The sequence below is a fragment of the Candidatus Sphingomonas colombiensis genome, from assembly GCA_029202845.1.
Lineage (GTDB): Bacteria > Pseudomonadota > Alphaproteobacteria > Sphingomonadales > Sphingomonadaceae > Sphingomonas > Sphingomonas colombiensis.
In genome coordinates this window covers 3597365-3624111 of sequence record CP119315.1, presented here as the reverse complement: position 1 = coordinate 3624111, position 26747 = coordinate 3597365, and the positions used below count along the sequence as shown (strand labels likewise).

General features: G+C 64.9%; 22 protein-coding genes, 1 tRNA gene and 1 pseudogene. 13 read left to right on the top strand and 11 right to left on the bottom strand.

The annotated features are described in order from the left end of the window. Window positions 1-312: 312 nt before the first annotated feature. Window positions 313-465 carry a hypothetical protein gene (locus P0Y64_17695; protein ID WEK43137.1) on the top strand — a complete coding sequence of 51 codons (153 nt, stop codon included), beginning with the start codon at window positions 313-315 and terminating at the stop codon, window positions 463-465. Here P0Y64_17695 and P0Y64_17690 read toward each other — a convergent pair. From P0Y64_17690 to dnaK, 4 genes are all read right to left on the bottom strand, one after another. Further along, window positions 436-512 (bottom strand) — tRNA-Arg (locus P0Y64_17690). The two genes, P0Y64_17695 and P0Y64_17690, sit on opposite strands and share 30 nt — an antisense overlap. Before the next feature lie 46 nt (window positions 513-558). Then, window positions 559-933 carry a hypothetical protein gene (locus tag P0Y64_17685; GenBank protein ID WEK43136.1) on the bottom strand — a complete coding sequence of 125 codons (375 nt, stop codon included), beginning with the start codon at window positions 931-933 and terminating at the stop codon, window positions 559-561. 17 nt (window positions 934-950) lie between these two features. Beyond that, on the bottom strand, window positions 951-2069 hold the full coding sequence (dnaJ, locus tag P0Y64_17680) for a molecular chaperone DnaJ (GenBank protein WEK43135.1): 1119 nt from the start codon (window positions 2067-2069) through the stop codon (window positions 951-953). 121 nt (window positions 2070-2190) lie between these two features. Then, a complete protein-coding gene (gene dnaK / locus P0Y64_17675) occupies window positions 2191-4104 on the bottom strand; it encodes a molecular chaperone DnaK (GenBank protein ID WEK43134.1) in 1914 nt (637 codons plus the stop codon). A gap of 157 nt (window positions 4105-4261) precedes the next feature. On the opposite strand from dnaK, the gene P0Y64_17670 reads away from it, so the two are divergent. Both P0Y64_17670 and P0Y64_17665 read left to right on the top strand, forming a co-directional pair. Further along, entirely contained in the window at window positions 4262-4708 is a 447-nt protein-coding gene (locus P0Y64_17670; GenBank protein WEK43133.1) for a copper chaperone PCu(A)C, read from the top strand. A 25-nt stretch (window positions 4709-4733) separates the two neighbouring features. Further along, window positions 4734-5192, top strand: coding sequence for a vgr related protein (locus tag P0Y64_17665; protein WEK43132.1), 459 nt, complete (start codon window positions 4734-4736; stop codon window positions 5190-5192). A 237-nt stretch (window positions 5193-5429) separates the two neighbouring features. On the opposite strand, the gene purB is transcribed toward P0Y64_17665, so the two are convergent. After that, complete coding sequence (purB, locus tag P0Y64_17660) at window positions 5430-6746, bottom strand: adenylosuccinate lyase (protein WEK43131.1); 1317 nt, start codon at window positions 6744-6746, stop codon at window positions 5430-5432. A 165-nt stretch (window positions 6747-6911) separates the two neighbouring features. Here purB and P0Y64_17655 point away from each other — a divergent pair, with 165 nt between their 5' ends. Further along, on the top strand, window positions 6912-8348 hold the full coding sequence (locus P0Y64_17655) for an NAD-dependent succinate-semialdehyde dehydrogenase (GenBank protein WEK43130.1): 1437 nt from the start codon (window positions 6912-6914) through the stop codon (window positions 8346-8348). 22 nt (window positions 8349-8370) lie between these two features. Here the strand turns inward: P0Y64_17655 and P0Y64_17650 are convergent, their stop codons facing one another. Continuing rightward, window positions 8371-9522 (bottom strand): acyl-CoA dehydrogenase family protein, encoded by a 1152-nt coding sequence (locus P0Y64_17650; GenBank protein ID WEK43129.1) that lies wholly within the window; start codon window positions 9520-9522, stop codon window positions 8371-8373. Further along, window positions 9519-10496, bottom strand: a complete 978-nt coding sequence (locus P0Y64_17645) for an acyl-CoA/acyl-ACP dehydrogenase (protein WEK43128.1) — start codon at window positions 10494-10496, stop codon at window positions 9519-9521. The genes P0Y64_17650 and P0Y64_17645 overlap by 4 nt, the downstream gene beginning before the upstream one ends. Before the next feature lie 77 nt (window positions 10497-10573). On the opposite strand from P0Y64_17645, the gene P0Y64_17640 reads away from it, so the two are divergent. The 5 genes from P0Y64_17640 to P0Y64_17620 are packed head-to-tail and all read left to right on the top strand — an operon-like array spanning window position 10574 to window position 16185. Next, window positions 10574-11359: a metallophosphoesterase gene (locus P0Y64_17640; protein WEK43127.1), complete on the top strand. Its 786-nt coding sequence runs from the start codon at window positions 10574-10576 to the stop codon at window positions 11357-11359. A gap of 44 nt (window positions 11360-11403) precedes the next feature. Continuing rightward, window positions 11404-12330, top strand: a complete 927-nt coding sequence (locus P0Y64_17635) for a bifunctional riboflavin kinase/FAD synthetase (protein WEK43126.1) — start codon at window positions 11404-11406, stop codon at window positions 12328-12330. Between the two features lie 60 nt (window positions 12331-12390). Then, complete coding sequence (gene ileS, locus P0Y64_17630) at window positions 12391-15264, top strand: isoleucine--tRNA ligase (protein ID WEK43125.1); 2874 nt, start codon at window positions 12391-12393, stop codon at window positions 15262-15264. Then, window positions 15261-15773 carry a signal peptidase II gene (gene lspA, locus P0Y64_17625; GenBank protein ID WEK43124.1) on the top strand — a complete coding sequence of 171 codons (513 nt, stop codon included), beginning with the start codon at window positions 15261-15263 and terminating at the stop codon, window positions 15771-15773. Before ileS ends, lspA begins: the two co-directional genes overlap by 4 nt. Beyond that, window positions 15766-16185, top strand: coding sequence for a DUF3035 domain-containing protein (locus P0Y64_17620; GenBank protein WEK43123.1), 420 nt, complete (start codon window positions 15766-15768; stop codon window positions 16183-16185). The genes lspA and P0Y64_17620 overlap by 8 nt, the downstream gene beginning before the upstream one ends. A gap of 88 nt (window positions 16186-16273) precedes the next feature. Here the strand turns inward: P0Y64_17620 and metC are convergent, their stop codons facing one another. Together metC and P0Y64_17610 are read right to left on the bottom strand one after the other, a co-directional pair. Beyond that, a complete protein-coding gene (metC, locus tag P0Y64_17615; protein WEK43122.1) occupies window positions 16274-17509 on the bottom strand; it encodes a cystathionine beta-lyase in 1236 nt (411 codons plus the stop codon). After that, window positions 17467-18303 carry a sulfurtransferase gene (locus tag P0Y64_17610; GenBank protein ID WEK43121.1) on the bottom strand — a complete coding sequence of 279 codons (837 nt, stop codon included), beginning with the start codon at window positions 18301-18303 and terminating at the stop codon, window positions 17467-17469. The genes metC and P0Y64_17610 overlap by 43 nt, the downstream gene beginning before the upstream one ends. 521 nt (window positions 18304-18824) lie before the next feature. Between P0Y64_17610 and queF the strand changes: the two genes are divergently transcribed. From queF to P0Y64_17595, 3 genes and pseudogenes are all read left to right on the top strand, one after another. Continuing rightward, on the top strand, window positions 18825-19268 hold the full coding sequence (gene queF / locus P0Y64_17605; GenBank protein ID WEK43120.1) for a preQ(1) synthase: 444 nt from the start codon (window positions 18825-18827) through the stop codon (window positions 19266-19268). A 126-nt stretch (window positions 19269-19394) separates the two neighbouring features. Next, a pseudogene (locus P0Y64_17600) lies at window positions 19395-21690 on the top strand (glycosyltransferase family 4 protein). Between the two features lie 42 nt (window positions 21691-21732). Further along, window positions 21733-23013, top strand: a complete 1281-nt coding sequence (locus tag P0Y64_17595) for a glycoside hydrolase family 130 protein (GenBank protein WEK43119.1) — start codon at window positions 21733-21735, stop codon at window positions 23011-23013. Here the strand turns inward: P0Y64_17595 and P0Y64_17590 are convergent. Next, window positions 22988-24964 carry an oligopeptide transporter, OPT family gene (locus P0Y64_17590; GenBank protein WEK43118.1) on the bottom strand — a complete coding sequence of 659 codons (1977 nt, stop codon included), beginning with the start codon at window positions 24962-24964 and terminating at the stop codon, window positions 22988-22990. The two genes, P0Y64_17595 and P0Y64_17590, sit on opposite strands and share 26 nt — an antisense overlap. A 102-nt stretch (window positions 24965-25066) precedes the next feature. On the opposite strand from P0Y64_17590, the gene P0Y64_17585 reads away from it, so the two are divergent. After that, window positions 25067-26353: a homoserine dehydrogenase gene (locus P0Y64_17585; protein ID WEK43117.1), complete on the top strand. Its 1287-nt coding sequence runs from the start codon at window positions 25067-25069 to the stop codon at window positions 26351-26353. A gap of 7 nt (window positions 26354-26360) precedes the next feature. Here the strand turns inward: P0Y64_17585 and P0Y64_17580 are convergent, their stop codons facing one another. Next, window positions 26361-26699: a DMT family protein gene (locus P0Y64_17580; protein WEK43116.1), complete on the bottom strand. Its 339-nt coding sequence runs from the start codon at window positions 26697-26699 to the stop codon at window positions 26361-26363. Window positions 26700-26747: the final 48 nt, after the last annotated feature.

The following is a 26747-nucleotide window of genomic DNA, read 5'->3' as shown; positions in this document are numbered from 1 at the left end:
GCTTGGGCCTCAGCCAGACGAATCCGCAATCGCATGCCGCTGATCAGAAAGTCACGATGGCTGCACTCCCTGAACCAGGCCCGGTTTGTGGGAGGCGTTGGGTTGTGAGTCAGGTTATCCTATCGATGTTGTCCGTGGCAGCATAATATTGGTCTTCGGCTTCGGCGGGTGTGATGTTGCCGTATAGCTCCGCAGTCTGAAACAGCGGCTTGCTATGCTCCACCGCGACAGCACGCCAGCGATTCTCGATAGGTTCGCAGCGAAGGACCGCGCGATGGGAATTCCGCGCTGCGAGAGGCATATGCACGGCCATTGGTCGATGAAATCGTCGTGACGCCCGAATCGGTCTTGATACGCGGGAGTCTGCAAGCGCAGGAGCATGCCGTTTTCGGCGGCGCCGACGCCAATGCCGGGGTTCTTGCTTTTATACAGAACTGGCGCACCCGACAGGATTCGAACCTGTGACCTCTGCCTTCGGAGGGCAGCGCTCTATCCAGCTGAGCTACGGGTGCGTGGTTCGGGGCGACTAGCAGCGGTTTCCGCCGAACGCCAGAGGCTTCATCGCTTTGCGATCTTTACCGGCTGAAATTGCCCCAAGCCGCAACTCGCGCCACGCATCGGCGGGCTTTGGTAAAGCACCGTGATGATATCCGTGGAGCACAATTGGCTGAGCGAGGTGGAATAAGCAAAACGCCGCTCAGACCCGAGGCCAGAGCAGGATTGCGGCAGGGTGACGCGATAATAGCGATCGCCGGAAATGTGGAAATCGATCACGCTGTCGCTCCGCACCAGGCTTTCGCGCAGGCTCATGATCGGGACACAGCTCTGCGGCTTTCCATCCGGTGTCGCGACAGGGATCTCGTTGTGGTCGCGCGCAGAACCCGGCGCGGAGAGCGCGGCGATGGCGATGGCAGCCGGTAACAGGATTCGCATGATGCAGCTCCTACTCGTCAATCCCCCGCAAAGGCATTCCTGAGCCGGGCGAAAAAGCCCTGCGCCGCCGGACATTCCTCTCCGGTTTCGGTCTCACGGAACATCTCTAGCAGTTCCCGCTGGCGCGTGGAAAGCCGGGTAGGGGTCTCCACGTCGATCTGAAGCACGAGATCGCCGTGGCCACGCCCCTGCAGCACCGGCATGCCCGCGCCGCGCTGACGCAATTGCTTGCCGGACTGGATGCCTGCCGGGATCTTCACTTCATGAGTCCGCCCATCGAGGCCCGGGATCGACAGCATGCCGCCGAGCGTCGCGGTGGTGAAGCTGATCGGCGCGCGCGCGAAAAGGGTGGTGCCCTCGCGCTCGAAGATCGCATGCCGCTTGAGGTGGAGGAAGATGTAGAGATCGCCCGCCGCCGCGCCACGCGGGCCGGCTTCGCCTTCGCCGGACATGCGGACGCGCGTTCCCTCATCGACACCGGCGGGAATGTTGACGCTGAGCGTCTTGGTCTGCTCGACCCGCCCGTCGCCGCGACAATCGCGGCACGGATCGTCGATCACCTGCCCCGAGCCGCTGCACACCGGGCAGGCGCGCTCGACCACGAAAAAGCCCTGTTGTGCCCGAACCTTGCCGTGGCCGGCGCAGGTGGAACAGGTATGCGCATGCGTGCCGGGTTTCGCGCCGGAGCCGTGGCAGCTCTCGCATGATGCGGTGACGTCGATCGTGATCTCGGCGGTCTTGCCGTGATAGGCTTCCTCGAATGTGATCTCCATGTCGTAGCGGAGATCGGCGCCACGCCGAGGCTGGTTATGCCCCCCGCGACCGCCACCCATGAATTCGCCGAACACGCTTTCGAAAATGTCGGAGAAGCCCGCGAAATCCTGTGCTCCGCCGCCGCCACCGCCGCCATTCTGGAACGCGGCATGGCCGAAGCGATCATAGGCGGCGCGCTTCTGCGGATCCTTGAGGCAATCATAAGCCTCGCTGACCGCCTTGAACTTCGCCTCGTTGTCCTTGCACCCGCCGTTCTTGTCCGGATGATGCTTCATCGCGAGCTTGCGATAGGCCGATTTTATCGTTGCGGAGTCGGCGCCACGCTCGACCTCCAGCAGCTCGTAATAATCTATTTCGGTCATTTAGGGCCCCCGCCCAGCGTTCCGGCGACCGTCACCCCGGCAAATGCCGGGGTCTCGGGCAAGGCGCTTTGTTGCCTGAGATGCTGGCCGAAGCCGGCATGACGATCGCGGATCACGCTACTTACGCCTTGTTCTCGTCCACTTCCGAGAATTCGGCATCGACTACGTCTTCGCCACCGGCTTGCGCACCCGCGGCTTCACCAGCGCCCGAGGGCGATGCTTCGGCCTGCTGCTGCTTCTCGTAGATCGCCTGACCAAGCTTCATCGCGACCTGCGCGAGCGCCTGGCTCTTTTCGTTCATCGCCTCGGGGTCGCCGCCTTCGACCGCTGCCTTGGCGGCATCGACGGCAGCCTGGATCTCGGACTTGAGGCTCTCGTCGACCTTGTCGCCATTGTCGGCAAGCTGGCGCTCGGTGGTGTGGATCAGGCTTTCGGCGTTGTTCTTCGCCTCGGCCGCCGCCTTGCGCTTCTTGTCTTCCTCGGCGAACTGCTCGGCGTCGCGCACCATCTGGTCGATGTCGCTGTCCGAAAGGCCGCCCGAGGCTTGGATGCGGATCTGCTGCTCCTTGCCGGTGCCCTTGTCCTTCGCGGAGACGTTGACGATGCCGTTGGCATCGATGTCGAACGTCACCTCGATCTGCGGCACGCCACGCGGGGCAGGGGGAATGCCCACCAGATCGAACTGGCCGAGCATCTTGTTGTCCGCCGCCATTTCGCGCTCGCCCTGGAAGACGCGGATCGTCACCGCCTGCTGATTGTCGTCAGCGGTGGAATAGGTCTGCGACTTCTTGGTCGGGATCGTGGTGTTGCGATCGATCATGCGGGTGAACACGCCGCCCAGCGTCTCGATGCCCAGCGACAGCGGGGTCACGTCGAGCAGCAGCACGTCCTTCACGTCGCCCTGCAGCACGCCGGCCTGAATGGCGGCGCCCATCGCGACGACCTCATCCGGGTTGACGCCGGTGTGCGGCTCCTTGCCGAAGAACTGCTTCACCACTTCGCGCACGCGCGGCATGCGGGTCATGCCGCCGACGAGCACGACGTCGGCGATCTCGTCCGCCTTCATGCCGGCATCGGCCAGCGCCTTGCGGCACGGCTCCAGCGTGCGCTTGATCAGGTCTTCGACCAGCCGCTCCAGATCGGCGCGGGTGATCGTCTTGACGAGATGCTTCGGGCCATTCTGATCGGCGGTGATGAAGGGCAGGTTGACCTCGGTCGTCTGCGCCGACGAGAGTTCGATCTTCGCCTTCTCGGCAGCTTCCTTCAGGCGCTGCAGCGCGAGCTTGTCCTTGGTGAGGTCGATGCCCTCCGCCTTCTGGAACTCGCTGGCGAGATACTGGACGATGGTGGAATCGAAATCCTCGCCGCCCAGGAAGGTGTCGCCGTTGGTGGCCTTCACCTCGAACACGCCGTCGCCGATCTCGAGGATCGAGATGTCGAACGTGCCGCCGCCAAGGTCATAGACCGCGATCGTCTTGCCGTCCTGCTTCTCCAGACCATAAGCCAGCGCGGCCGCAGTCGGCTCGTTGATGATGCGCAGCACCTCAAGGCCCGCGATCTGGCCGGCGTCCTTGGTCGCCTGACGCTGAGCGTCGTTGAAGTAGGCGGGAACGGTGATCACCGCCTGCGTCACGGTTTCGCCGAGGAACGATTCGGCGGTTTCCTTCATCTTCTGCAGGATGAAGGCGGAAATCTGCGACGGGCTGTAATCCTTGCCACCAGCCTGAACCCACGCGTCGCCATTCGTACCCTTCACGATGTGATAGGGGACCAGCTCGGTGTCCTTCTTGGTGACGGGATCGTCAAAGCGGCGGCCGATCAGGCGCTTTACCGCGAAAATCGTATTGTCGCCGTTAGTGACGGCCTGCCGCTTCGCCGGCTGCCCGATCAGGCGCTCGCCGTCCTTGGCGAAGGCGACGATCGACGGCGTGGTGCGCGCGCCTTCGGCATTCTCGATCACCTTGGGCTTGCCGCCCTCCATGACCGAAACGCACGAATTGGTGGTGCCGAGGTCGATACCGATAACTTTTGCCATGAGTGCTCTTCTAGCCCCTACATTTAACTACGTCCGCGTCCCGTGAAGCGGCGACGCGCAAACGGTTGACTGGCGCGATATAGGTGTCGTGCGCCTTGCCGCAAGAAGGTCTGCGCGCTAGCTTTAACTTGCTGTTCCGTTACGGGAGAAACCCGCCTTGCGCATCTTCGCCACTTTCGTCCTCGCCGCTGCGGCCCTCGCTGGGTGTGCGCAGGAGAAAGAGCTTGCGGTGCAGGATGCCTGGGTGCGGCTCGCGGCGGTGCCCGGTCGCCCGGCGGCGGGTTATTTCACGTTGAACGGTGGCCCTGCGGACGCGACGCTGATCAACGTCTCCACCGATGTCGCGGTGCGCACTGAAATGCATGAGATGAAGCCGGCGGCTCCCGGTGGAATGATGTCAATGGATGCGGTGCAGCAGGTGCGGGTGCCGGCGTTGCAGACAGTGCGGTTCGCCCCCGGCGGCCAGCACGCGATGTTGTTCGACGTGAATCCGAGCGTGAAGCCGGGTAGCCAGATCACCTTCACTTTCACTTTCTCGGATGGCCTGCGCATCCAGCAGCAGGCCAATGTCATCGCGGCAGGCGATCCGCCGCCAAAGGCCTGAGGCGCAACAGGATGGGCAAAGGCCGGTGAGCAAACGCGGCCTGACGCCGGGTGAGGTCGCGCTCGCCCGCTCCATCTATGGCGATACGATCGATTATGGCGCGGTGGGCATCGCGCGGCGGCGATGGGCGTTTTTTCAGCCGCGCAACGTGGTGATGGCGCCGCGCGGGACGATCCATTTCCATCCGGCCGGTGCCAGCTATCGCGACGATTTCGCCGAGGCGCCGCTCGATCTCCAGGGGCTGTTCATCCACGAGATGTGCCACATCTGGCAGCATCAGCGCGGGGTGTGCCTGCCGCTCGCCCGGCATCCCTTCTGCCGCTATCACTACAGCTTCGTCCCCGGCTGGCCCCTCGCGCGTTACGGCATCGAACAGCAGGCGGAGATCGCGCGCCATGCCTTCCTGCTGCGCGCCGGCTTCACCGTTTTGGGCGCGCCGGGGCTAGAAAGTTATGAGACGTTGTTGCGGATATTCGCGAGATAACCGCGCCCGCCAGTCCGCCCCTTGTGAAAAGGGGCGGCGGCGGATGCGTCAGAACGCGGTAGAAACCACGCCGACCACCAGCGCCTGAGCCGCGATCACCAGCGCGAAGCTGGCGGCGGTTTCAAACATGCGCATTTCATGGTCTCCTCGCCGGGAAAGTCCGGCGGGATTTCATGTGCAGTTCATTTTGCTGCACTGCAACATAGGACTATGCACCCATCGTTGCAGATTTTGCAATCACTCCGCACCGAACACCCGATCGAAGATCGTGTCAACGTGCTTCAGATGGTAGCCGAGGTCGAAGCGAGCGTCGATTTCGGCCGGCGACAGCGCTGCGGTGACTTCCGCGTCGCCCTTCAGCAATTCAGCCAGCGATAGCGTCCCGTCCGATTCCCAGACCTTCATCGCGTTGCGCTGCACAAGGCGATAGGAATCCTCACGGCTCACACCAGCCTGCGTGAGCGCGAGCAATACGCGCTGCGAATGGACCAGCCCGCCCATCCGATCGAGGTTCTTCTGCATCCTGTCTGGATACACTAGCAGCTTGTCGATCACCCCGGTCAGCCGCGCGAGCGCGAAATCGAGCGTGATGGTCGCATCCGGCCCGATATAACGTTCGACCGACGAATGGCTGATGTCGCGCTCATGCCATAGCGCGACATTCTCCAGCGCCGGGGTGACATAGCCGCGCACCATGCGGGCGAGCCCGGTGAGGTTTTCGGTCAGCACCGGATTGCGCTTGTGCGGCATGGCCGACGAGCCCTTCTGTCCCGGCGAGAAATATTCCTCCGCCTCCAGCACCTCGGTACGCTGAAGGTGACGAACTTCGACCGAGAGCCGCTCGATCGAGCTGGCGATCACGCCCAGCGTCGCGAAGAACATCGCGTGGCGATCGCGCGGGATCACCTGTGTCGATACCGGCTCGACCGACAGGCCCAGCTTCGCCGCGACATGTGCTTCGACCGCTGGCTCGATATTGGCGAAGGTGCCGACCGCACCGGAAATCGCGCAGGTCGCGATATCCGCGCGTGCGAAGGCGAGACGCTCGCGGTTGCGGCTGAATTCGGCATAGGCCTCGGCGAGTTTGAGGCCGAAGGTCACCGGCTCGGCATGGATGCCGTGGCTGCGCCCGATCGTCGGCGTCATCTTGTGCTCATACGCACGGCGCTTGAGCACAGCGAGCAACGCATCGAGATCGGCGAGCAGAATATCCGCCGCGCGGGTCATTTGCACGGCAAGGCATGTGTCGAGCACGTCCGAACTGGTCATGCCCTGATGCATGAAGCGCGCCTCGTCGCCGACATGCTCGGCCACCCATGTAAGGAAGGCAATCACGTCATGCTTGGTCACCGCCTCGATCGCGTCGATAGCGGGCACGTCGATCGCGGGCTTGGTATCCCACCAGCGCCACAATGCTGCGGCGGCATCCTTTGGCACTACGCGGAGATCGGCGAGCGCGTCGGTGGCGTGCGCCTCGATCTCGAACCAAATGCTGTAACGTGTTTCGGCCGACCAAATCGCGGTCATCTCCGGGCGGGAATAGCGCGGGATCATGTCTCTTCCTCGGTTCGTGGCGGTGCGCCGGATTCGGCGGTCCGCCGCCGCCTAGCAGTGCGGGCGCGGCACGCCAACCGCCGGTCTTTTTGTGCGCGGGGGTGGACAGCGCGGGGAGGGGATCGCATTTCCTCCTCGAAACGAGCTTCCAGCAAGGTGACCAGTATGAGCCAGATCGACCGCCCCGCACGTGGACTCTATATCGCCGGCGAATGGCGCACGGGTGGCGGGCGCGAGGAACAGGATGTCCTCAACCCCGCCACCGGCGCGGTGATCGGCACTGTTCCTCACGCATCGGCGGCGGATCTGGGGGAGGCGCTGGAAGTCGCGGCGCGCGGGTTCAAGATGTGGCGGGACACACCGGGCGAACAGCGCGCAGCCGTGCTGATGCGCACTGCCGTGCTGATCCGCGAACGCGCCGACGAACTCGCCGCGATCGCTACCGAAGAGCAGGGCAAGCCGCTGATCGAGGCGCGCGGGGAAGCGCTTGGCGCGGCTGGCATCCTCGATTTCCATGCTGGCGAAGCGACGCGCATTTATGGCCGCGTTCTGCCGCGCGCCACCGGTTTGCGCAGCCTCGTCCTGAAGCAGCCGGTCGGCCCGGTCGCGGCGTTTTGCGCGTGGAATTTCCCGCTGCTCAACGTGGTGCGGAAACTTTCGCCCGCGATTGCATCGGGTTGCTCGGTGATCCTCAAACCCAGCGAAGAGACCCCGGCGAGTGCAGCGGCGATCCTGCGCTGTTTCCAGGACGCGGGCTTGCCGGGTGAGGTGGCGCAGATCGTGTTCGGCGTACCGGACGAGGTATCGCGCACACTGCTCGCTTCGCCGGTCACACGGAAGCTGAGCTTCACCGGCTCGGTGCCCGTCGGCAAGCATCTGATGCGGCTCGCCGCCGATACGATGATGAAGATGACCATGGAGCTGGGCGGTCACGCGCCCGTCCTCGTGTTCGACGATTGCGATCTGGAAAAGACGCTCGACATGCTGGTGGCGCACAAATTCCGCAACGCCGGGCAGGTGTGCGTCGCTCCGACGCGCTTCCATGTGCAGGATGGCATCTATGACCGTTTCGTCGCTGGTTTCGCGGAACGCACGCGCCAGCTTCCGGTGGGAGACGGCAGCGTGGCGGGAAACAAGATGGGGCCGCTCGCCAATCCGCGGCGCCCCGCCGCGCTCGACGAGATGATCGCCAATGCGCGCGAGATCGGCGCGCGGGTGCTGGTCGGTGGCGAGCGCGGGGAGGGCGACGGCTTCTTCTATCGCCCGACAGTGCTGGCGGATGTGCCGCTCGAAGCAAAGGCGATGAACGACGAGCCCTTCGGCCCGGTCGCGCTCATGCGTCGCTTCGGCACGCTGGAAGAGGCGATCGAGCAGGCCAACCGGCTACCTTATGGCCTCGCTTCATATTGCTTCACGGAAAACGGCCGTCGTCAGGCGATCCTTGGCGACGCCGTCGAATCCGGGATGGTATGCATCAACAATGTTCGCGCCTCATGGCCCGATGCGCCGTTTGGCGGCGTGAAGGATTCGGGCTTCGGCTCGGAAGATGGCCCCGAGGGGATCGAGGCGCATATGATCACCAAATCCGTCCACGTCTCCTGAACCCCTAGGCGCGGGCTGGGGGTCAGCGCACCCCCAGCCCGCGCGCTATGATGCGGCGCAAAATTTCGCGCGTGCCGCCGCGCAGAGAGAATGACGGTGCGTTGAGCATCGTATGTGCCAGCACCGCGACGAAATCCCGGGTCGACGCGCGATCGGGCTCCGCATCGACCAGGCTACGGGCGATCTCCGGCATGTCCTGTTCGAACGTCGCGCCCAGATCCTTGACGATCGCGGCGTGGATCGCGGGATTTTCGCCGGCCTCCAGCAACGCCGCAACACCGCGCGAAAGCCGGCGCAGCACCACGAGATGCGCGGTCAGCCGCCCGAGCGCGAGCCTCGCCGCGTCACCTGGCGCCTCCACCAGCACGCCGATCAGTTCGAGCAGCAATTGCATCGAGGACAGGAAACGCTCCGGCCCGCTTCGCTCGAACGCCAGTTCGCTCATCACCTGATTCCAGCCGCCGCCCTCCGTGCCGATCAGTGCGGAGGTGGGGAGGAACGCATCCTCGAAATGTACTTCGTTGAAATGATGCTGCCCGGCGAGATCGATGATCGGCCGGATCGTCACGCCTTCGGTCGCGTGAAGATCGACGAGCAACTGGCTGGTGCCCGCCTGCCGATCGGTAGCCGAGCCGCTCGTGCGGCAGAACAGGATCATGTAATCGGCATGGTGCGCGCCGGTGGTCCACAGCTTGGTGCCCGTCACGCGCCAGCCGCCGTCGACCGGCACGGCGCGAGTGCGCGTGGCGGCGAGATCGGAGCCGGAATCCGGCTCGCTCATCCCGATGCAGAACACCACTTCGCCCGCCGCGACCCTCGGCAGGATCGTCGCCTTTTGCTCCTCCGTGCCGAATTTAAGCAGGGTCGGGCCGCTCTGGCGGTCCGCGATCCAGTGCGCGGCGACCGGTGCCCCGGCAGCGAGAGTCTCTTCCACGACCACGTAACGCTCGAACGCGGAGCGCGCATGGCCGCCGTATTGCTTCGGCCATGTCATCCCGAGCCAACCCTTGGCGCCCATCGCGCGGCTGAAATCGCGATCGAAGCCGCTCCAGCTTTCGGCGCGTGCCACCGGTGGCCGTTTCGCCAACTCGTCGGTGAGAAAGGCGCGAACCTCGCCACGCAATGCTTCTGCAGCGGGCGAATGGGGTGGGGTGGGGAAACGGAAGCCGCTCATGCCGCCGTCACCATCGGCCAATAGCCGTTGCGCCCGGCGTTTAGCGCGTGGTCGCCGAGTTGGCTCGCCCAATGCACCGCGCCGCCGAATTCGTCGCGCCATGCCCATAAGCTGGTGGTGAACAGATGCAGCTGGTGCTCAGCGGTGAAGCCGATCGCGCCGTGAAGCTGGTGTGCGATGCCATTGGCGCGGCCGACCGCTTCACCAATCCGCACCCGCGCCACCGAGATCGCGAAGCGCGCCTCTGCCGGATCATCGAGGAAAGCGTCTGCGGCGAGGTCCGCCGCGGCGGATGCCGCCGCGACCTCCCCGGCGAGCTTCGCCAGTTCCTGCTGAATTGCCTGAAACTTAGCGAGCGGGCGGCCGAACTGCACCCGCTCCGAAACATGCGCGACCGTTAGCTCGAGCACCCGTTCCAGGGCGCCCGCGCATTGCAACGCGCGGACCAGAGCACCGCGTTCGATCAAGCGGCCCGAGACCGGCACCGCGTCGCCGGGGAGGGGAAAACGCATAGCGTCGCGCGGCAAACCTGCGAGATTTGCGCTCTCATGTTCAATGACCGCGCCACCGTCGATACGCACTACGCCGCCCTGCGCCTCCACGACGAAGGTGCGGCAATGCCGCCCCCAGGCGATCCGCGCGGTATCTTCGGCCGGCACCAGCGCCGCCGGCCCGTCAGCCATCGGCAGGCCGGCCTCCGCCAGCGTGGCATTGACGAGCATCGTTTCGCCCAGCGGCAATGGCACGGCATGCCGGCCGAACAACCGGATCAGTTCCAGCGCGTCGCGAGGATCGAGCCCGAAGCCACCGGCACTTTCCGGCACCAGCGCCAGCGGCACGCCCTGTTCTTCCAGCGCCTGCCACAGCTCGCCCGGCCATTCGCCGGCGCGCGCGGCGCGCATCGTTCGTTCGTCCAGCCGCGCATCGAGCAATCGCTCAATCGATTCGGTAAGGATCGTTGCGATCTCGCTCACTGCCTCTCCATCGTATTATTGCTATCGTTCCAAACCGGTCTAAGCCGTTTCGATTACGACGCAACAGAGGAGCGAGCGTGACGACGAGGCTGTTTCACGTCAGCGATATCCATTTCGGGGCGGAAGATCCGGCCGCGCTGGCGTGGTTCGAAGAGCGCGTGGCTGCGGAAAAGCCTGATGCCGTCATCATGACCGGCGACCTGACGATGCGCGCGCGCGCATCGGAATTTGATGCCGGGGGCCGCTGGCTGCGCTCACTCGGCGTGCCGGTGACGCTCGAGGTGGGAAATCACGATATCCCTTATTATTGGGATCCGGTTCGTCGGCTGGTTGCACCCTACCGACGTTACGGTGCGGCAGAGAAATTGATCGAGCGGCCGCTGGAAATCCCCGGCGTGTCGATCATCCCGCTCAAAACGACCGCGCGCGCGCAACTTCGCTGGAATTGGTCGAAGGGGCGAGTGGGCCGGCGCCCGCTGGATGATGCGCTGGCGCTGATCGCGAAGGCGCCGAAAGGCAATTTGATCTTCGTTGCCGGCCATCATCCGTTGATTGAAGGGCCGACCACAGGATCCGGCCGGACGAGGAACGGCGCACGCGCGCTGACCGCGCTTGCGCATGCCGGTGTGCATGCGGTGCTTTCGGGCCATGTCCATGATCCGTTCGATATCCCCTATGATCGCGACGGCTGGCGCGTGCGACTGATCGGGGCTGGCACTTTATCGAAGCGGCTGCGGCAAACTCCGCCGAGCTTCAACGAGATACGGATCACCGGCGATCGCTTCGAAACATTGGTGCGCACGCTTTCGCCACGCCCGGCCATGCCGATCAGCGCGGCGACCGACGCGGGGGCGAGTCGCTGACTCCGCCATTGCGGTCAGGTTTGCCGGCCCCTAAGGCATCGCGCATGGAGCGGCTGGACGGCGGCTCGGCGATCCCGCCGTACCTTGCGGGCGGCATCGTCGCGCTCGGTAATTTCGACGGATTCCACCTGGGGCACCAGGCTGTGATCGGTTGCGCGGTCGATCAGGCGCGGGCTGAGGGGCGGCCGGCGCTCGTCGCGACGTTCGATCCGCATCCCGTGCGCCATTTCCGCCCGGACGCAGCGCCATTTCGTCTCACCACGCTCGATCAGCGCGAGCGATTGTTCGCGGAAGCCGGCGCAGACGGCATGGTCGTATTCCATTTTGACGGCGCACTGGCGGCGCTTTCCGCGGAGGAGTTTGTCCGCGACCGGCTGGTCGGGCTGCTTCGCGTCGGGGGCGTCGTGACCGGCGAGGATTTTACTTTTGGCCATAACAAAAGCGGCAACGCCGTCGCGATGGCCGCGTTGGGAGAGCGTTATGGCTTCACCGATGCGACGGTAGGGGCGGTGATGCTCGATGGCGCGCCGGTTTCCTCGAGCCGCATCCGTGATGCGCTCCACGCCGGTAACCCGCGCGAGGCGGCGCGGTTGCTCACCCGCCCATGGGCGATTGAGGGGCGGGTGCAACATGGCGACAAATTGGGTCGTGAGATCGGTTTCCCCACCGCGAATGTTGACATGGGTAATTATTTGCGTGCCGCTTACGGCATCTACGCGGTACGTGGACGGCTGCCGGATGGACGTATCGTCGATGGTGCGGCGAATCTGGGCGTCCGGCCGAGCTTCGATCCGCCCAAGGAACTGCTCGAGCCGTATTTTTTCGATTTCAGCGGCGATCTCTACGACCAACTGATCGAGGTCGAACTGATCGACTATCTCCGCCCGGAAGCGAAGTTCGAGACGTTGGAGGCCCTTGTGGCGCAGATCGCGGCGGATTGCGATCGGGCGCGGGAAGTTCTCGCCGCGTGATGCAATACGCATGATGGGGCATGACGCGGGCTCAATCCCGCGCTAATGCCGCGCGCACTCATGGCTGACGCATCCGACACCCCGAAGCGCGACTGGCGCGACACCGTCTTCCTGCCGAAGACTGATTTCCCGATGAAAGCCGGGCTGCCCCAGAAGGAGCCCGCTATTCTGGAGCGCTGGCAGAAGCTGGGCCTTTACCAGCGCCTGCGCGAGCAGCGGAACGGCCGCGAGAAGTTCATCCTGCACGATGGCCCGCCCTATGCGAACGGCGACATGCACATCGGCCATGCGCTCAACCATATCCTGAAGGACATGGTGGTCCGCACCCAGACCTTGCTGGGCAAGGACGCGCCTTATGTCCCCGGCTGGGATTGCCACGGCCTGCCGATCGAATGGAAGGTCGAGGAGGAATATCGCAAGAAGAAGCTCAACAAGGACGAGGTACCGCCGCGCGAATTTCGCGCCGAATGCCGCGCCTATGCCCAGCATTGGGTGAACACCCAGCGCGAGCAGCTGAAACGCCTCGGCATCAATGGCGATTGGGATAAACCCTATCTGACGATGGACTTCGCCGCCGAAGCTACCATCGTGTCTGAACTCATGAAGTTCGCGGAAAGCGGCCAGCTCTATCGCGGCGCGAAGCCGGTGATGTGGTCGCCGGTGGAAAAGACCGCCTTGGCCGAGGCCGAGGTGGAATATGAGGATATCACCTCCACCCAGATCGACGTGGCGTTCGAGATCGTCGAAGCGCCGGGCGCGCCGGAACTGGTCGGCGCACATGCGGTGATCTGGACGACGACGCCGTGGACGATCCCGGTCAACCAGGCGTTGGCCTATGGGGAGGATATTCTCTACCATCATTATCGCGCGCACGACGGTCGGCGTTTCCTCGTGGCGAACGAACTGCTCGAAAGGTTTTTCGAACGCACCGGGCTCGGGCCGCTCGCGAACCAGGGGCCGGGCGAACCCGATGCCGACCTTTCCGAATATGCGCTGGGCGAGATCACCGGCTCGCAACTCGCCGGTGCAATCGCACGCCACCCGATGCACCAACTGGGCGGCTTCTTCGCGAAGCCGCGCCCGTTCCTCGCGGGTGATTTCGTCACCACTGACGCGGGTACCGGCCTTGTCCATATGGCGCCCGATCACGGCGAGGACGATTTCGATCTGTGCAAGGCGAATAGCATCGAGCCGGTGTTCGCGGTCGATGCGGGCGGCATGTATCGCGCCGACTGGCTGTGGCTCGGCGGGCAGGGCAGCGTCATCAACAAGAAGTTCGTGGCCAGCGACGGCCCGATCTGTTCGGATTTGCGCGCGGCCGGCGCCTTGCTCGCCGCGTCGGACGATTTTACCCATAGTTACCCGCATTCGTGGCGTTCCAAGGCGAAGGTGATTTTTCGCTGCACGCCGCAATGGTTCATCCCGGTCGACAAGAAGATCGATCGCCAGATGGCGCTTTGCGCGACCGAGGCGGAAATCCGTGCCGAGCAAGGCGAAGGGCAGACGCTGCGCGAAACAGCGGTGGCCGCGATCGCCGCGACCCGCTTCGTGCCGGAAAAGGGCCGCAACCGCATTGGCGCGATGGTTGAGGGGCGCCCCGACTGGGTGATCTCCCGCCAGCGCGCATGGGGCGTGCCGATCACCCTGTTCGTCGATCGCAAATCCGGTCAATATCTCTGTGATCCCGCCGTCAACGCCCGGATCGTGGAAGCGATCGGCCGCGAAGGCGTCGATGCGTGGAGCGAGGAGGCCGCCGCCGCGCTGCTCGGCCCGGATTACGATCTCGCCGATTACGAGCGCGTTACCGACATTCTGGACGTGTGGTTCGATTCAGGCTGCACCCATGCCTTCGTGCTGGCGAGCGGGCGCTGGCCCGAATTGCGCTGGCCGGCGGACCTTTACCTCGAAGGGTCGGATCAGCATCGCGGCTGGTTCCAATCCTCGTTGCTGGAGAGCTGCGGCACGCGCGGACGTGCGCCTTATGATACTGTGCTGACCCACGGTTTCACCATGGACTCCAAGGGCATGAAAATGTCCAAGTCGCTTGGCAACACGGTCAATCCGCTCGACCTGATGAAGGAATATGGCGCGGATATCCTCCGGTTGTGGGCGCTGTCGGTGGATTTCACCGAGGATCACCGTATCGGCAAGGAAATCCTCGCCGGTGTCGCTGATCAGTATCGCAAGCTGCGCAACACCTTCCGCTATCTGCTCGGCGCGCTTGACGGATTCGATGAGGCGGAGCGGTTGCCGGTTGCGGAGTGGCCCGAGCTGGAGCGCTATATGCTTCACCTCGTCCACGCGCTCGATGGGCAGCTTCGGCAGGCGATCGCCGATTTCAATTTCAATGGTTACGTCCGCCTGCTGAGTGATTTCGCCAACGAAGATTTGTCTGCGTTCTTCTTCGATATCCGCAAGGATTCGCTTTATTGCGATGCGCCCTCCGACACGAAGCGCCGCGCCTATCGCACGATGCTGGATGTGTTGTTCCACGCGCTGGTCCGCTGGGCCGCGCCCGTGTTGACCTTCACCGCCGAGGAAGTTTGGCAGACGCGCTTCCCGAGCGAGGACGGATCGGTGCACTTCCTAGATTGGCCCGAACTGCCCGCCGAAACTGGCGAGGATGTCAGCCAGCGCTGGCTCGCGGTGCGCGCGCTGCGTGTCCGTGCGACCGAGGCGATCGAGCCGCTGCGTCGCGAGAAGGTGGTGCGTTCGAGCCTTGAGGCCGATGTGACGGTGCCGGAAATGCCGCTCGACGCGGATGCGCTGGCGGAGGCGTTCATCGTCGCGAAGGTTCTGCCCGGTACCGAGCTGAGCGTGACCCGCACGGACTATCACAAATGCGGCCGCTGCTGGCGACTGCTGCCTGAGGTGGCGGAGGATGACGGCCTGTGCGGCCGCTGCGCCACGGTGGTCGGCGAGGTTGTGGCATGACGCGCGGGCTTCCCCGGATCGGGCTGATCAGCGCGGCGCTGCTGTTCGTCGTCGATCAGCTCGTGAAATGGATCGTCACCGGGCCGCTCGGGATCGATTATCTTGGTGCAGTGCGGGAGATCGTGCCGATCTTCGATCTGCGTTTCGTGCAGAATGTCGGGGTAAGCCTCGGCATGTTGCGCGCCGAGAGCGAGATGGGGCGGTGGCTGCTGGTGGGGATGACCGGCGCGATCGCGACCGGTGTGCTGATCTGGATGTGGCGCGAAAAGAACCGTGCCGATCAGGTCGCGCTCGGGCTGGTGCTGGGCGGCGCGCTCGGCAATATCGTCGATCGGGTGCGGTTCGGTTATGTGGTCGATTTCGCCGATCTGCATTTCGGCGAGTGGCGCCCGTTTTTGGTCTTCAATGTCGCCGACGCGGCGATTACGATTGGTGTGCTTATACTGCTGGTGCGCGCGCTCCTGATGCGCGACAAGCCCGGCAAGCCTGTGGAGAATCGGAATGCGTAAGATCGTCGTCGCCGGAGCCGGCATCGCCGCGCTCGCCCTGCTCGCCGGTTGCGGCAAGCGCGGCTACGATCGGGCTCGCCCCGATGAGTTCGCCGTCGCTCGCCAGCCGTCATTGATGATTCCGCCAGATTTCGCGTTGGTGCCGCCCACCCCGGGCGCGGCGCGCGTTCAGGCCAACAACGCTTCGCAGACGCAGACGCTGGAGGCGCTGTTCGGCACCGCCCAGCGCGATCCGGCGGAAGCGGCAACGATCAGCCAGACCGGCGGCAGCGCCGATGCGGGCATCCGTTCGTCAGTCGGCGATCCCAAGACCAACGTCGTCGATAAGGGGCAGACCACGCGCGATATCGTGGCCGCGCCGGAAGGCGACGGGCAGGACGCCCGCGCGGCGACGCCCGCGACGCCGAAGTAAGCGGGAGTTCGCTCCTCCCGTCCGCCCTGCGCGCGTCGTAGGGCGGCGGCTTGCTCAACGAGCGGCCTTGCCAGGTTAGGGCGCGCGCTTAAGGTAGCGCCGCGCGAAAACGCGCCAATCCGCGCTCCAGGTCCGCGATCAAATCGCCCACATCCTCCAGCCCGATCTGCAAGCGCACGAGCGGCCCGGCGAAATTCGGCTTGGTCGCGGTGCGATATTTCTCCGGATCGACGGGTAGCGCCAGGCTCTCGAAGCCGCCCCACGAATAGCCGATGCCGAAGTGATCGAGCCCGTCGATCAGCGCGGCGCGTTCGCCTTCTCCGCCGCCGTTGAGGACGAACGAGAACAGCCCGCTCGCGCCGGTGAAGTCGCGCGCGAATATCTCATGGCCGGGACAGGAGGGGAGTGCCGGGTGCAACACTCGTGTCACCTCTGGCCGCGTCTCCAGCCAGCGGGCGATAGTGAGCGCGCTTTCCTGATGCCGCTCCAGCCGGAGCTTCATTGTCCGCAGACCCCGGCTGCCGAGCCACGAATCGTCGGGGCTGGCGATCTGCCCGAGCTGAAAACTGGTGTCGCGCAGCTTGGCGAATCGTCCCTGTGCAGCCGTGACCGATCCCAGCATCACATCCGAATGGCCAACGACATATTTGGTGCAGGCGAGGATCGTATAATCCACGCCGCGCTCGATCGCGCGGAAGTGGAGCGGCGTGGCCCATGTATTGTCGAGCAAGGTGATCACGCCGCGCGCCTTCGCCGCCGCGACGATTGCGGGCACATCCTGCACTTCGAACGTGAGGCTACCCGGGCTTTCCATGAAGATCGCGCGCGTCCGCTCGCCGATCAGCCCGGCGATATCGGCGCCGATCAGCGGATCATAGAAGCGCGTGGCGATACCCATTCGCTTGAGCAGCCCGTTCGCCATCGATCGCGTCGGATCATAGGCCGAATCGGGCACCAGCAATTCGTCGCCCGGGCCGAGCACGCTGAGCAGCGCGGCGGCGATCGCCGCGACGCCTGAGGGGTAGAGAAACGTCGCCTCTGCCCCCGGCTCAAGCGAGGTGAGCGCGTCGGCAAGGCTCCACTGGGTCGGCGTACCGCGCCGGCCGTAGAATAGTCGGTGGTGGGTATCGCCATGAGCGGCGGCGCGCAGATCGGCCACGTCATCGTAAAGGATGGTCGAGGCGCGCCAAACGGGCGCGTTGACGACACCTCTGGTCCATTCCTCGCGCCGTCCGGCCGAAACGACGCGCGTGGCGTCGGCGATATCGTCGCGGTCGCCGCTCACCGGCCGGTCTCCTTGGGCGTATCGGGTGCGGCGCCCCATTCTGCCCAGCTTCCGTCATAGACGGCCGCGTCATGCCCCAGCAGATGTGCCGCGAAGGCGATGATCGAGGCGGTGACGCCCGATCCGCAAGTCGCGACCACCGGGCGGTTCAGATCGATGCCATTATCCGCAAACAGGGCGGCGAGGCGCTCGCGCGGTAGCCAAGTGCCGTCCGCGTCGAAAAACCGGCCATAAGGAAGGTTTATCGAGCCGGGGATATGGCCCGGCACTACGCCGGGGCGGGGCTCCGGCTCCTCCCCCGCGAAGCGCGCCGACGAGCGGGCATCGACCACCTGCTCCACCCGGCCGGAGAGATTGGCGCGCATCTCCCCGATATTGCGTACACCCAAGCCGCGCTCGCGCGGGGTCATGTGGCGGGAGCGGGGGGCGGCGTCGCCGTCGGTGAGCGCCCGGCCTTCCGCGCGCCACTTGGCCAGTCCGCCGTCCAGAATCGCCACGTCCGGCACCCCGAAGCTACGCAGCATCATCCACGCCCGCGCGGCGGTGTGGTGTGGCGAATCGTCATAGAGCACGATGCGCGTTCCATCGCCGAGCCCCAGCGCAGCCATGCGGCTGGCAAACTTCTCGGCCGGCGGCAGCATCATCGGCGCGGGGTGGTTGGTGTCGACGATCTCGGCGAGATCGAGAAATACCGCACCGGGAATATGCGCCGCGCGATACTCCTCGGTCGCGTCACGCCCGTCGCCGGGGAGGAACCACGAGCAGTCCGCAATCCGCAGATCGGATGCGCCAAGGGTATCGGCAAGCCATTGGGTGGAAATGAGCGAGTCCATGACTGTCTCTTACCGCTACGGGCGGGTTTGTCGAAGCGCTGGGGTGAGCGCGGGTTTCGCCGCAATAGCGGCCGTTCGCGGACTTTGCTGGCATTCCCGATTGCCGTCATTCGTGCCGAGAGTAGATTGCCGGCATGATGGCAAACGCCCGCACCTTGGCAATCATGCTGTTAGCGCCCCCGCTAATACTCTTGCTCTGGGCGCATCTCATACGTCCGATCGTGTCAGGCTTAGACCTGCTGGTAGTCTTTTCGGCGGGTATCGTAGGGTTAGCCGGTGCCGCGACGGCCCCTTGGTCGGCGAAGGTCAAAACTGTCGTCGCCGTCGCGTACATCGGCTTGGCCGTGGCGGCGCTCCCGTTCATGACGCTGCTGGCCGTCTGCTCGAAGGGTGATTGCTTGTAGCGCCGTGCAGCTTTTCACGCTTGCGGGGTCGAAAGTCGCCAGTCTGTTGACCACCCAAATTCGGCCGCCATTCGGGGGGAGTAGCATCCAGCGCGAACAGCCACTATTTCGCGGCGCATGACACTTCATCTCGGCCAGACCAGCACGCTTCCCGTCTCTCCGGAAGAGGCCGTGCTGGATTATGTTCCCAATCCGCGCCCGGGGCGCGTTTACGCGGTGCGCTTCGTAGCGCCGGAGTTCACCTCGCTCTGCCCGGTGACGGGGCAGCCCGATTTCGCGCATCTGGTGATCGACTACCTTCCCGGGGAAACGATCGTGGAGTCGAAGTCGCTCAAGCTCTTCCTGGCGTCGTTCCGTAATCATGCGGCGTTTCATGAGGATTGCACCGTCGGCATCGGCGAGCGGCTGGCCGAAGAAATGAAGCCGGTGTGGCTGCGCATCGGTGGCTATTGGTATCCGCGCGGCGGCATTCCGATCGACGTGTTCTGGCAGACCGGTGCACCGCCGGCGGCGCTGTGGCTGCCCGATCAGGGCGTTCCGCCGTATCGCGGGCGCGGTTGATCTCGATCAGCACGATTCGTGGGTGCTGCAACGCACAATTTCTGCAACCATCCTGCAAGTTGCCTGTTAGGATAGGGTGCGGCGGAATAACGCCGCCGTCCTGCATTAATTGCAAGTGAGGTGGCGGTGGAAAGGCGCGTTCAAAGCTCGGTCAATCACATAGCGCTGATCGGCAATTTCCTGCCCCGCAAATGCGGTCTGGCGACCTATACCACCGATACGTATGCCGCGCTGCGTGATCGTTTCCCCGATGTGCGCGTCGATGTCTATGCGATGGACGATCATCCCGGACGATATGATTATCCGCCCGAGGTAACCGGAACGATCCCCGAGCAGGATCGCGCGGCCTATATCGAAACGGCACGCCGGATCGAACAGTCAGGCGTGCAGGCGATCTGGCTTCAGCATGAATATGGCATTTTCGGCGGTGCGGCGGGTGAACATATCCTCGCGTTGCTCGATCGCACCACCTTGCCGTTGATCGTGACGTTGCACACCGTGCTCGAGAAGCCGGATGAGCATCAACGCACGGTAATGGAAGGATTGTTGCGCCGCGCCGCCCGCGTGATCGTGATGGCGGACCGTGGGCAGGAAATATTGCGGCGCGTGTATGGCGCGGATCCGCGCATCGTGGTGACGATCCCGCACGGCGTTCCCGATCGCGCGCTTGCCGATCCGGCCGAGTTCAAGTCGCGTTTCGGATGGGAGGGGCATAAGGTGGTGCTCACCTTCGGTCTGCTCGCGCCCGGCAAGGGGATCGAAACGGTGATCGAAGCGATGCCGGAGATCGTCGCGCAGCATCCAGACGCGCTTTATGTCGTGCTCGGCGCGACGCACCCCAATCTGGTCGCGCGCGAGGGGCGAGAACCTATCGCGAGGGCTCGCAGGAACTGGCGCTCGCCCGCGCAGAAGGGCGTGGCGGGAAGCGTGAGTCTTCATCGACGCCTTCGTCGAGCATGACGAACTGATCGATTACCTGCAGGCGGCGGACCTCTACGTCACGCCCTATCTGAATCCCGACGCAGATCACGAGCGGGACGCTGAGCTATGCGGTGGGCGTGGGCAAGGCGGTGATCTCCACGCCATATGTTCATGCCACGGAGATATTGGCGGACGGCCATGGCGTGCTGGTCGATTTCCGCGATTCGGCGGGGATTGGGCGCGAGATCAATCGCCTGCTGGGCATAGCGAGGAGGACCGCGCACGCAGCTTTCGGCGCGCGCCTACGCGCGCGGGCGGACGATGATCTGGCCGCGGCTGGCGGAGCGGGCGATGAGCGGAGATCGAGGCGAGCGATTTCCTCGCAAAGTCCCAAGCGGCTGGGCAAAAGCGGCGCGCCGGCGACAAGCGCGCTGGCGCCGGATCTCGGCGCGGTCGAGCGGATGAGCGATGCAGACCGGGATGTACCAGCACGCGATCTATTCGGTGCCCGATCGCCGCCACGGCTACTGCATCGACGACAACGCGCGCGCGCTGATGCTGATGAGCGCGGTCGACGGGCTGGATCACCGCGGTGCGCGACCGATGGATGACGGTCTATGCGTCGTTCGTCCAATATGCGTGGAACCCGGACAAGCGGCGGTTCCGCAACTTCATGAATTTCGACCGGACGTGGTGCGAGGACGAGGGGTCGGACGATTCGAACGGCCGCGACGCTCGTGGGCGCTGGGCGTCACCGCGCGTGATGCGCGTGAACGCAAGCATCGCGATTGGGCGAGCGCGCTGTTCGCGGATACGGCGAGCCTCGCCTTCGCGCTGGGCAGTCCGCGCGCGCAGGCGTTCGCGATGCTCGGCGCCGCCGCGATACTGGAGGCCGCGCCCGGCAACCATCTCGCTCGAGCGATCCTGGAGCGATTCCCGGACCAGCATCTTGCGCTGCTCGATCGTGTGAGTCGGCCGGATTGGCAGTGGTTTGAGATCGTCCTCGCTTATGACAATGCCCGACTGCCGGAGGCGCTGATCCGTGCGGGCATGGCGCTCCGCCGCGACGATCTGATCGCGTGTGGGATCGAGACGCTCGAATGGATCGTCGCGATGCAGACCGGGCCGGGCGGCCATTTCCGCGCGATCGGCACGGAGAGCTTCGGCCGCGCTTATTCCGATCCGCTCCCGTTCGATCAGCAGCCGCTGGAAGCACAGGCGACGATCGATGCCTGTTATGCGGCTTATGAAGCGACTCGCGACGCCAGATGGATCACGGAAGGCGAGCGCGCTTATCGCTGGTTCCTGGGCGGCAATGATCTCGATCTGCCGCTCGGCCACCGGGGCAGATGGCGGTTGTTTCGACGGATTGATGCCCACCGGGCTCAACCGAAATCAGGGCGCGGAGTCGATTCTCGCGCTGCAACTGGCATCTTGCACGATTTCAAGACTATCAAAATCGGGTGTAGCCGTGGCAGGTCAGGGTCGCGCTGTCGCCTGAGTGGCGGCAAGTGCATCGGCTAGGCGGCACGCGAGGCGGGTCTTGGAAATATTCAACCACCGATTGCGGCTGCACGCTGATCCATCACGAGTCGTGGTGCGGCCGTTCCATCTCGGCTGGCAGTCGAATGGATCGGGGGTCAGTCGCTCACAGCGCCTGATCAGCGAAGTGCTGGAGATGACCGAGACGGAGGCGAGCACGCAGCTCGAAACCGTGCTCAAGGATTTCGAGGCACGGCATTGGCAGACACGGCGCGTGTTCATGACGCGTTATGATCGGATCGCCGCGCAACATGGGCTGGACGGCAGCACGATCAGCGATGTGAAGCGTCAGTTGATCGGCGCTTATTTCTGCCTCGAATACAGCTATGCCGCAGCCGCGCTGATGAACCCCAGCGTAGTGCCGCATTCCGATCAGACCGGGATGCCGCGCGGATCGTTGCGCATCGTGATGTCGCTGCGCGCGGTGGGGGAGGGGCATATCTCCTCGGTTGCCTTCCGCGAGGGGATCATCACCGCCGACCGGCAGCTGAAGTTCGCGCCCGAACCGCCCTTTGCGACCGTCGCCGACGCCATCGGGGTGAATGAGGAGGAAGCGCCGACCGGCCCGGTTACGGTCTATCGCGATCGCGACTCGACGCTTTCGGGCACGGTGATCTTCCCGATTACCGAGGCACAATCGAAAGGGCTGGAGGATCTGCGCCTCGTCAAATTCCGGCATGACGACGGTGAAGCCGAATGGCTAGGCACCTATACCGCCTATAACGGCTCGACCATCCAGTCGGAGTTGTTGCGGACGAGGGATTTCCGTGCCTTCGATCTGGTGCCGATGACCGGTACCGCCGCACGCAACAAGGGCATTGCGTTGTTCCCTCGCAAGGTGGAGGGCAACTATCTGGCGATTGGTCGGCAGGATGGAGAAAACCTCTATCTGCTAAAGACCGACGACCTGACCCACTGGGATGACGGCGAACTGATTCTGAAGCCGGAGCAGCCGTGGGAGTTCGTCCAGATCGGTAATTGCGGTGCGCCGATCGAGCTGGACGAGGGCTGGTTGCTGCTTACCCACGGCGTCGGCGCGATGCGCAAATATTCGATCGGCGCCGCGCTGCTCGACAAACGCGATCCCTCGAAAGTGCTCGGCCGGATGCAGCAGCCGCTCCTCGCCGCCGCTGATCAGGATCGCGAAGGCTACGTGCCGAACGTGGTCTATACCTGTGGCGCGATGAAGCTCGGCGACAAGTTATTCATGCCTTATGGCATCGCCGATAGCTCGGTGGGCTTCGCGTTTGTCGAGATCAAGGATTTGCTCGCGGCGATGTAACGAGCGAGCGCGTCTTGCGATAAAGCAGCCAGACCAGCGCCACGAACAGCGCGGTTCCGCCGATCAGCGCGATCGGCGCGAAGCCGTCGCTGACCATCGCAAGTGGCGAATCCTTATTGGTCGCCGCAACGATCCCGGCAAAGACGACGCCGAACAGGCTTTCGCCGACGATCATCCCGGTGGCGAGAAGCACGCCCAAGCGTTTCGCGCCCTCCGCGTCGGTCTTCCGATCCGCCCAGCGATCGTAAAACCAGCCGAGCACCGACCCGATCGTCACCGGCAAGATCACCGCCATGGGCAGATAAATGCCGATGCCGATCGCGAGTGGCGGCAGGCGCAGCAGCTTCAGCCGGCCAAGCACCTCATCGAGCGCGACGAACGCGACGCCCGCCAGCGCGCCCCAGCGCAGCATGGGCCAGTTGAGATCGCCGCCCAGCACGCCCTTCGCCAGCGCGGAGATTAGCCCGGCCTGTGGCGCGGCAAGCGCCTGCGGCCCGGCGCCCGGCGCGCCGGCGAAGCCGAAGGCGGTATTGAGCAGATCGAGCACCACCGGCACCACCAACGCGCCGAAGCACACGCCGATCATCAGCGCGACCTGCTGCTTCCACGGCGTCGCACCGACGAGCTGGCCCGTTTTCAGATCCTGCAAATTGTCATTCGAGATCGTCGCCACGCCGAACACGATGCCGGTTACGATCAGCGCGTAAGCGATCAGCGCCTGTGCGGTGTCGGGGGGAGAGTTCCGCCCGAACAACGCAACCAGCAGCAGCGAGGCGGCGAGGATCGAGAGGATGCCAATCGCGGAAACCGGCGAGTTCGATGCCCCGATCAGCCCGGCCATATATCCGCACACCGCCGCGATCAGCAGCCCGATCACCAGCACGAACACCAGCGCGCCCGCGATCAGCAGCACACCCGAGGCCGCGAGCGGGCCGCCCGCGATCACGCTCCACAACAGGATCGCGATCGGCACCAGCATGACGAGCGAAACCAGCGCGACGATGCCGATCGGCAGGTCTCGCTCGGTCAGCGCAAGCGTCTGGCCGCTCTGCCGTGCGCGGCTTGCCGCCAGCGCGGAGGCCACGCCGCCGACAACCGGCCGCGCGATCTTCACCAGCGTCCACACCGCCGCGACGCCGATCACGCCCGCGCCGAAGAAGCGCACGTCCGCGCGGAATACCGTATTGGCCAGTTCCTCAGCGCTTCCGCCGATGCTGCTATTCGCGGTGAGGAATGGCAGCAGCACCCACCATCCGGTCGCCATGCCGACAAGCTGCGCCATGCCGACCGACAGGCCGACGAGATGCCCCACGCCCAGCAATGCGAAGGAGAGACCGCCGGAAACGCCGGTCGCGCCTGCACCGACGCGAAACCAGCGCGCCGCTTCCGCTGTCGCCAGTTTCATCTGGGTGAGCAATGCGAAACCAGCCGAGGCCAGGCTGCCCCAGATCAGCACCTTCAGCCCCCTGGCGCTTTCCGCTCCACCATCTCGCGCGCTTTCGCCCACTTCCAGCACTTCGGCGGCGGCGCGGCCTTCGGGATAGGGAAGGTCGGTGTCGACCACCAGCGCGCGGCGCAGGGGGACGGAGAACATCACGCCAAGAATGCCGCCGGTCGCGGTGATCGCGGCGGTGGTGATGAACGGGAAGCCGTGCCACCAGCCGACGATCACCAGCCCGGGCAGCACGAAGATGATCGCCGCCAGCGTGCCCGCCGCGCTCGCGATCGTCTGGACGATGTTGTTTTCCAGGATCGAGCTGTCCGGAAAGGCGCGCAGCACCGCCATCGAGATTACCGCCGCCGGGATCGATGTGGCGAAGGTCAGCCCCACCTTCAGCCCCAGATACACGTTAGCCGCGGTGAACAGCAACGTGATGATCCCGCCGAGCAGAATGCCGCGGATGGTCAGTTCGGCAACGCCCGCGCGCTGCCCATCGGAAGGGGTGGTCATCGGTGGTATCTAGCGGCGGCGCGCGGGATGGGGAAGCCGCCCTACTTGTCCCGGCCCGCTTCGTGGCCCAAGAGCGCCCGCGACACTGGATAGGGAATCGACATGGCGGAAGCGTTGCGCGTGGCGTTGGCGGGGCTGGGTACGGTTGGATCGGGCGTGATCCGCGTGCTGGAAGTCAATCGCGCGCTGATTGAGCGCCGCGCCGGCCGTCCGATAGAGGTGGTCGCTGTTTCCGCGCGCGATCGCACCAAGGATCGCGGCGTCGATATCTCGGGCTTCAGCTGGGTCGATGATACGGTGGCGCTTGCCGATGCCGATGCGGACGTGGTGGTGGAGCTGGTCGGCGGTGCGGATGGCCCCGCGCTGGCGCTGGCGCGCGCGACACTGGGCAAGGGCAAGGCATTCGTCACCGCGAACAAGGCGATGCTGGCGCATCACGGGATGGAACTGGCCGAAGCGGCGGAGAAGGGCGGTGTGCCGCTGAAGTTCGAGGCGGCGGTGGCCGGGGGCATTCCGGTGATCAAGGGGCTGCGCGAAGGCGCCGCAGCGAACGAGATCGCGCGCGTGCAGGGCATCCTCAACGGCACCTGCAACTTCATCCTTTCGAAGATGGAAGCCGAAGGCCGCGATTTCGGCGAGGTGCTCGCCGAGGCGCAGGCGCTTGGCTATGCCGAGGCCGATCCCAGCTTCGACATTGACGGTGTGGATGCGGCGCACAAGCTGTCGATCCTCGCCAGCCTCGCTTTCGGCACGCGCCCCGCGTTCGACGACGTGACGATCCGCGGCATCCGCCAGCTGATCGCGGGCGACATCGCGGAAGCGGCGGCGCTCGGCTATCGCATCCGCCTGATCGGTCAGGCGGAGCTGGGCGCGGGTGGTCTGTTCCAGCGCGTCCAGCCGCAGCTCGTGCCGCAGGATCATCCGCTCGCGCATGTCACGGGCTCGACCAACGCGGTGGTGGCGGAGGGCAATTTCGTCGGCCGCCTGCTGTTCCAGGGCGCGGGGGCGGGCGACGGGCCGACCGCGAGCGCGGTGATCGCGGACCTGATCGATATCGCGCGCGGCGAATCCGGACCGCCGTTTGCGATGCCGGTAACTGCGCTGACAGACGCACCCGCCGCCGACACGGGCGCGCGAAGCGGCCGCGCCTATCTGCGCTTCATGGTTGCCGATCGCGTTGGCGTGCTGGCGGAGATCGCGGCGGCAATGCGCGATGCCGGCGTTTCGATCGAAAGCCTGATCCAGCGCGGCGCCAATCCCGATGGCAGCGCGCTGGTCGCCATCGTCACGCATGAAGTATCCGAATCCGCCATCGCCGCCGCGCTTGAGCGGTTGCGTGGCTCGCAAAGTCTCGTGGGCGAGCCGATGTGGATGCCGATCCTCGGCTAGATAATGATCAGGGCCGTCCGGCGAACATGAAAACGACGGCCCCCATCAGGCAGGCGAACGCGCCCGCGTGGCGCCAACTGAGCTGCTCACCCAGCACGGTCACCGCGAACACGCCGAATACGACTAGCGTGATTACCTCTTGCGCCACCTTGAGCTGTCCGCCGCTCCAGCCGCTGGCATAACCGAGGCGGTTGGCGGGCACCGCGAGGCAATATTCGGCGAGCGCGATCCCCCAGCTGATCAGGATCACCACCAGCAGCGGTTTCGCCATCCCGCCCTTCAGGTGCCAATACCAGGCGATGGTCATGAAGCAGTTGGAGAGGATCAGTAGCGCAATCGTCGGCATTGATGCCCCCAGCCAGCGGTCGCCGGCGCAAATTGCCGCGCTTCCCCG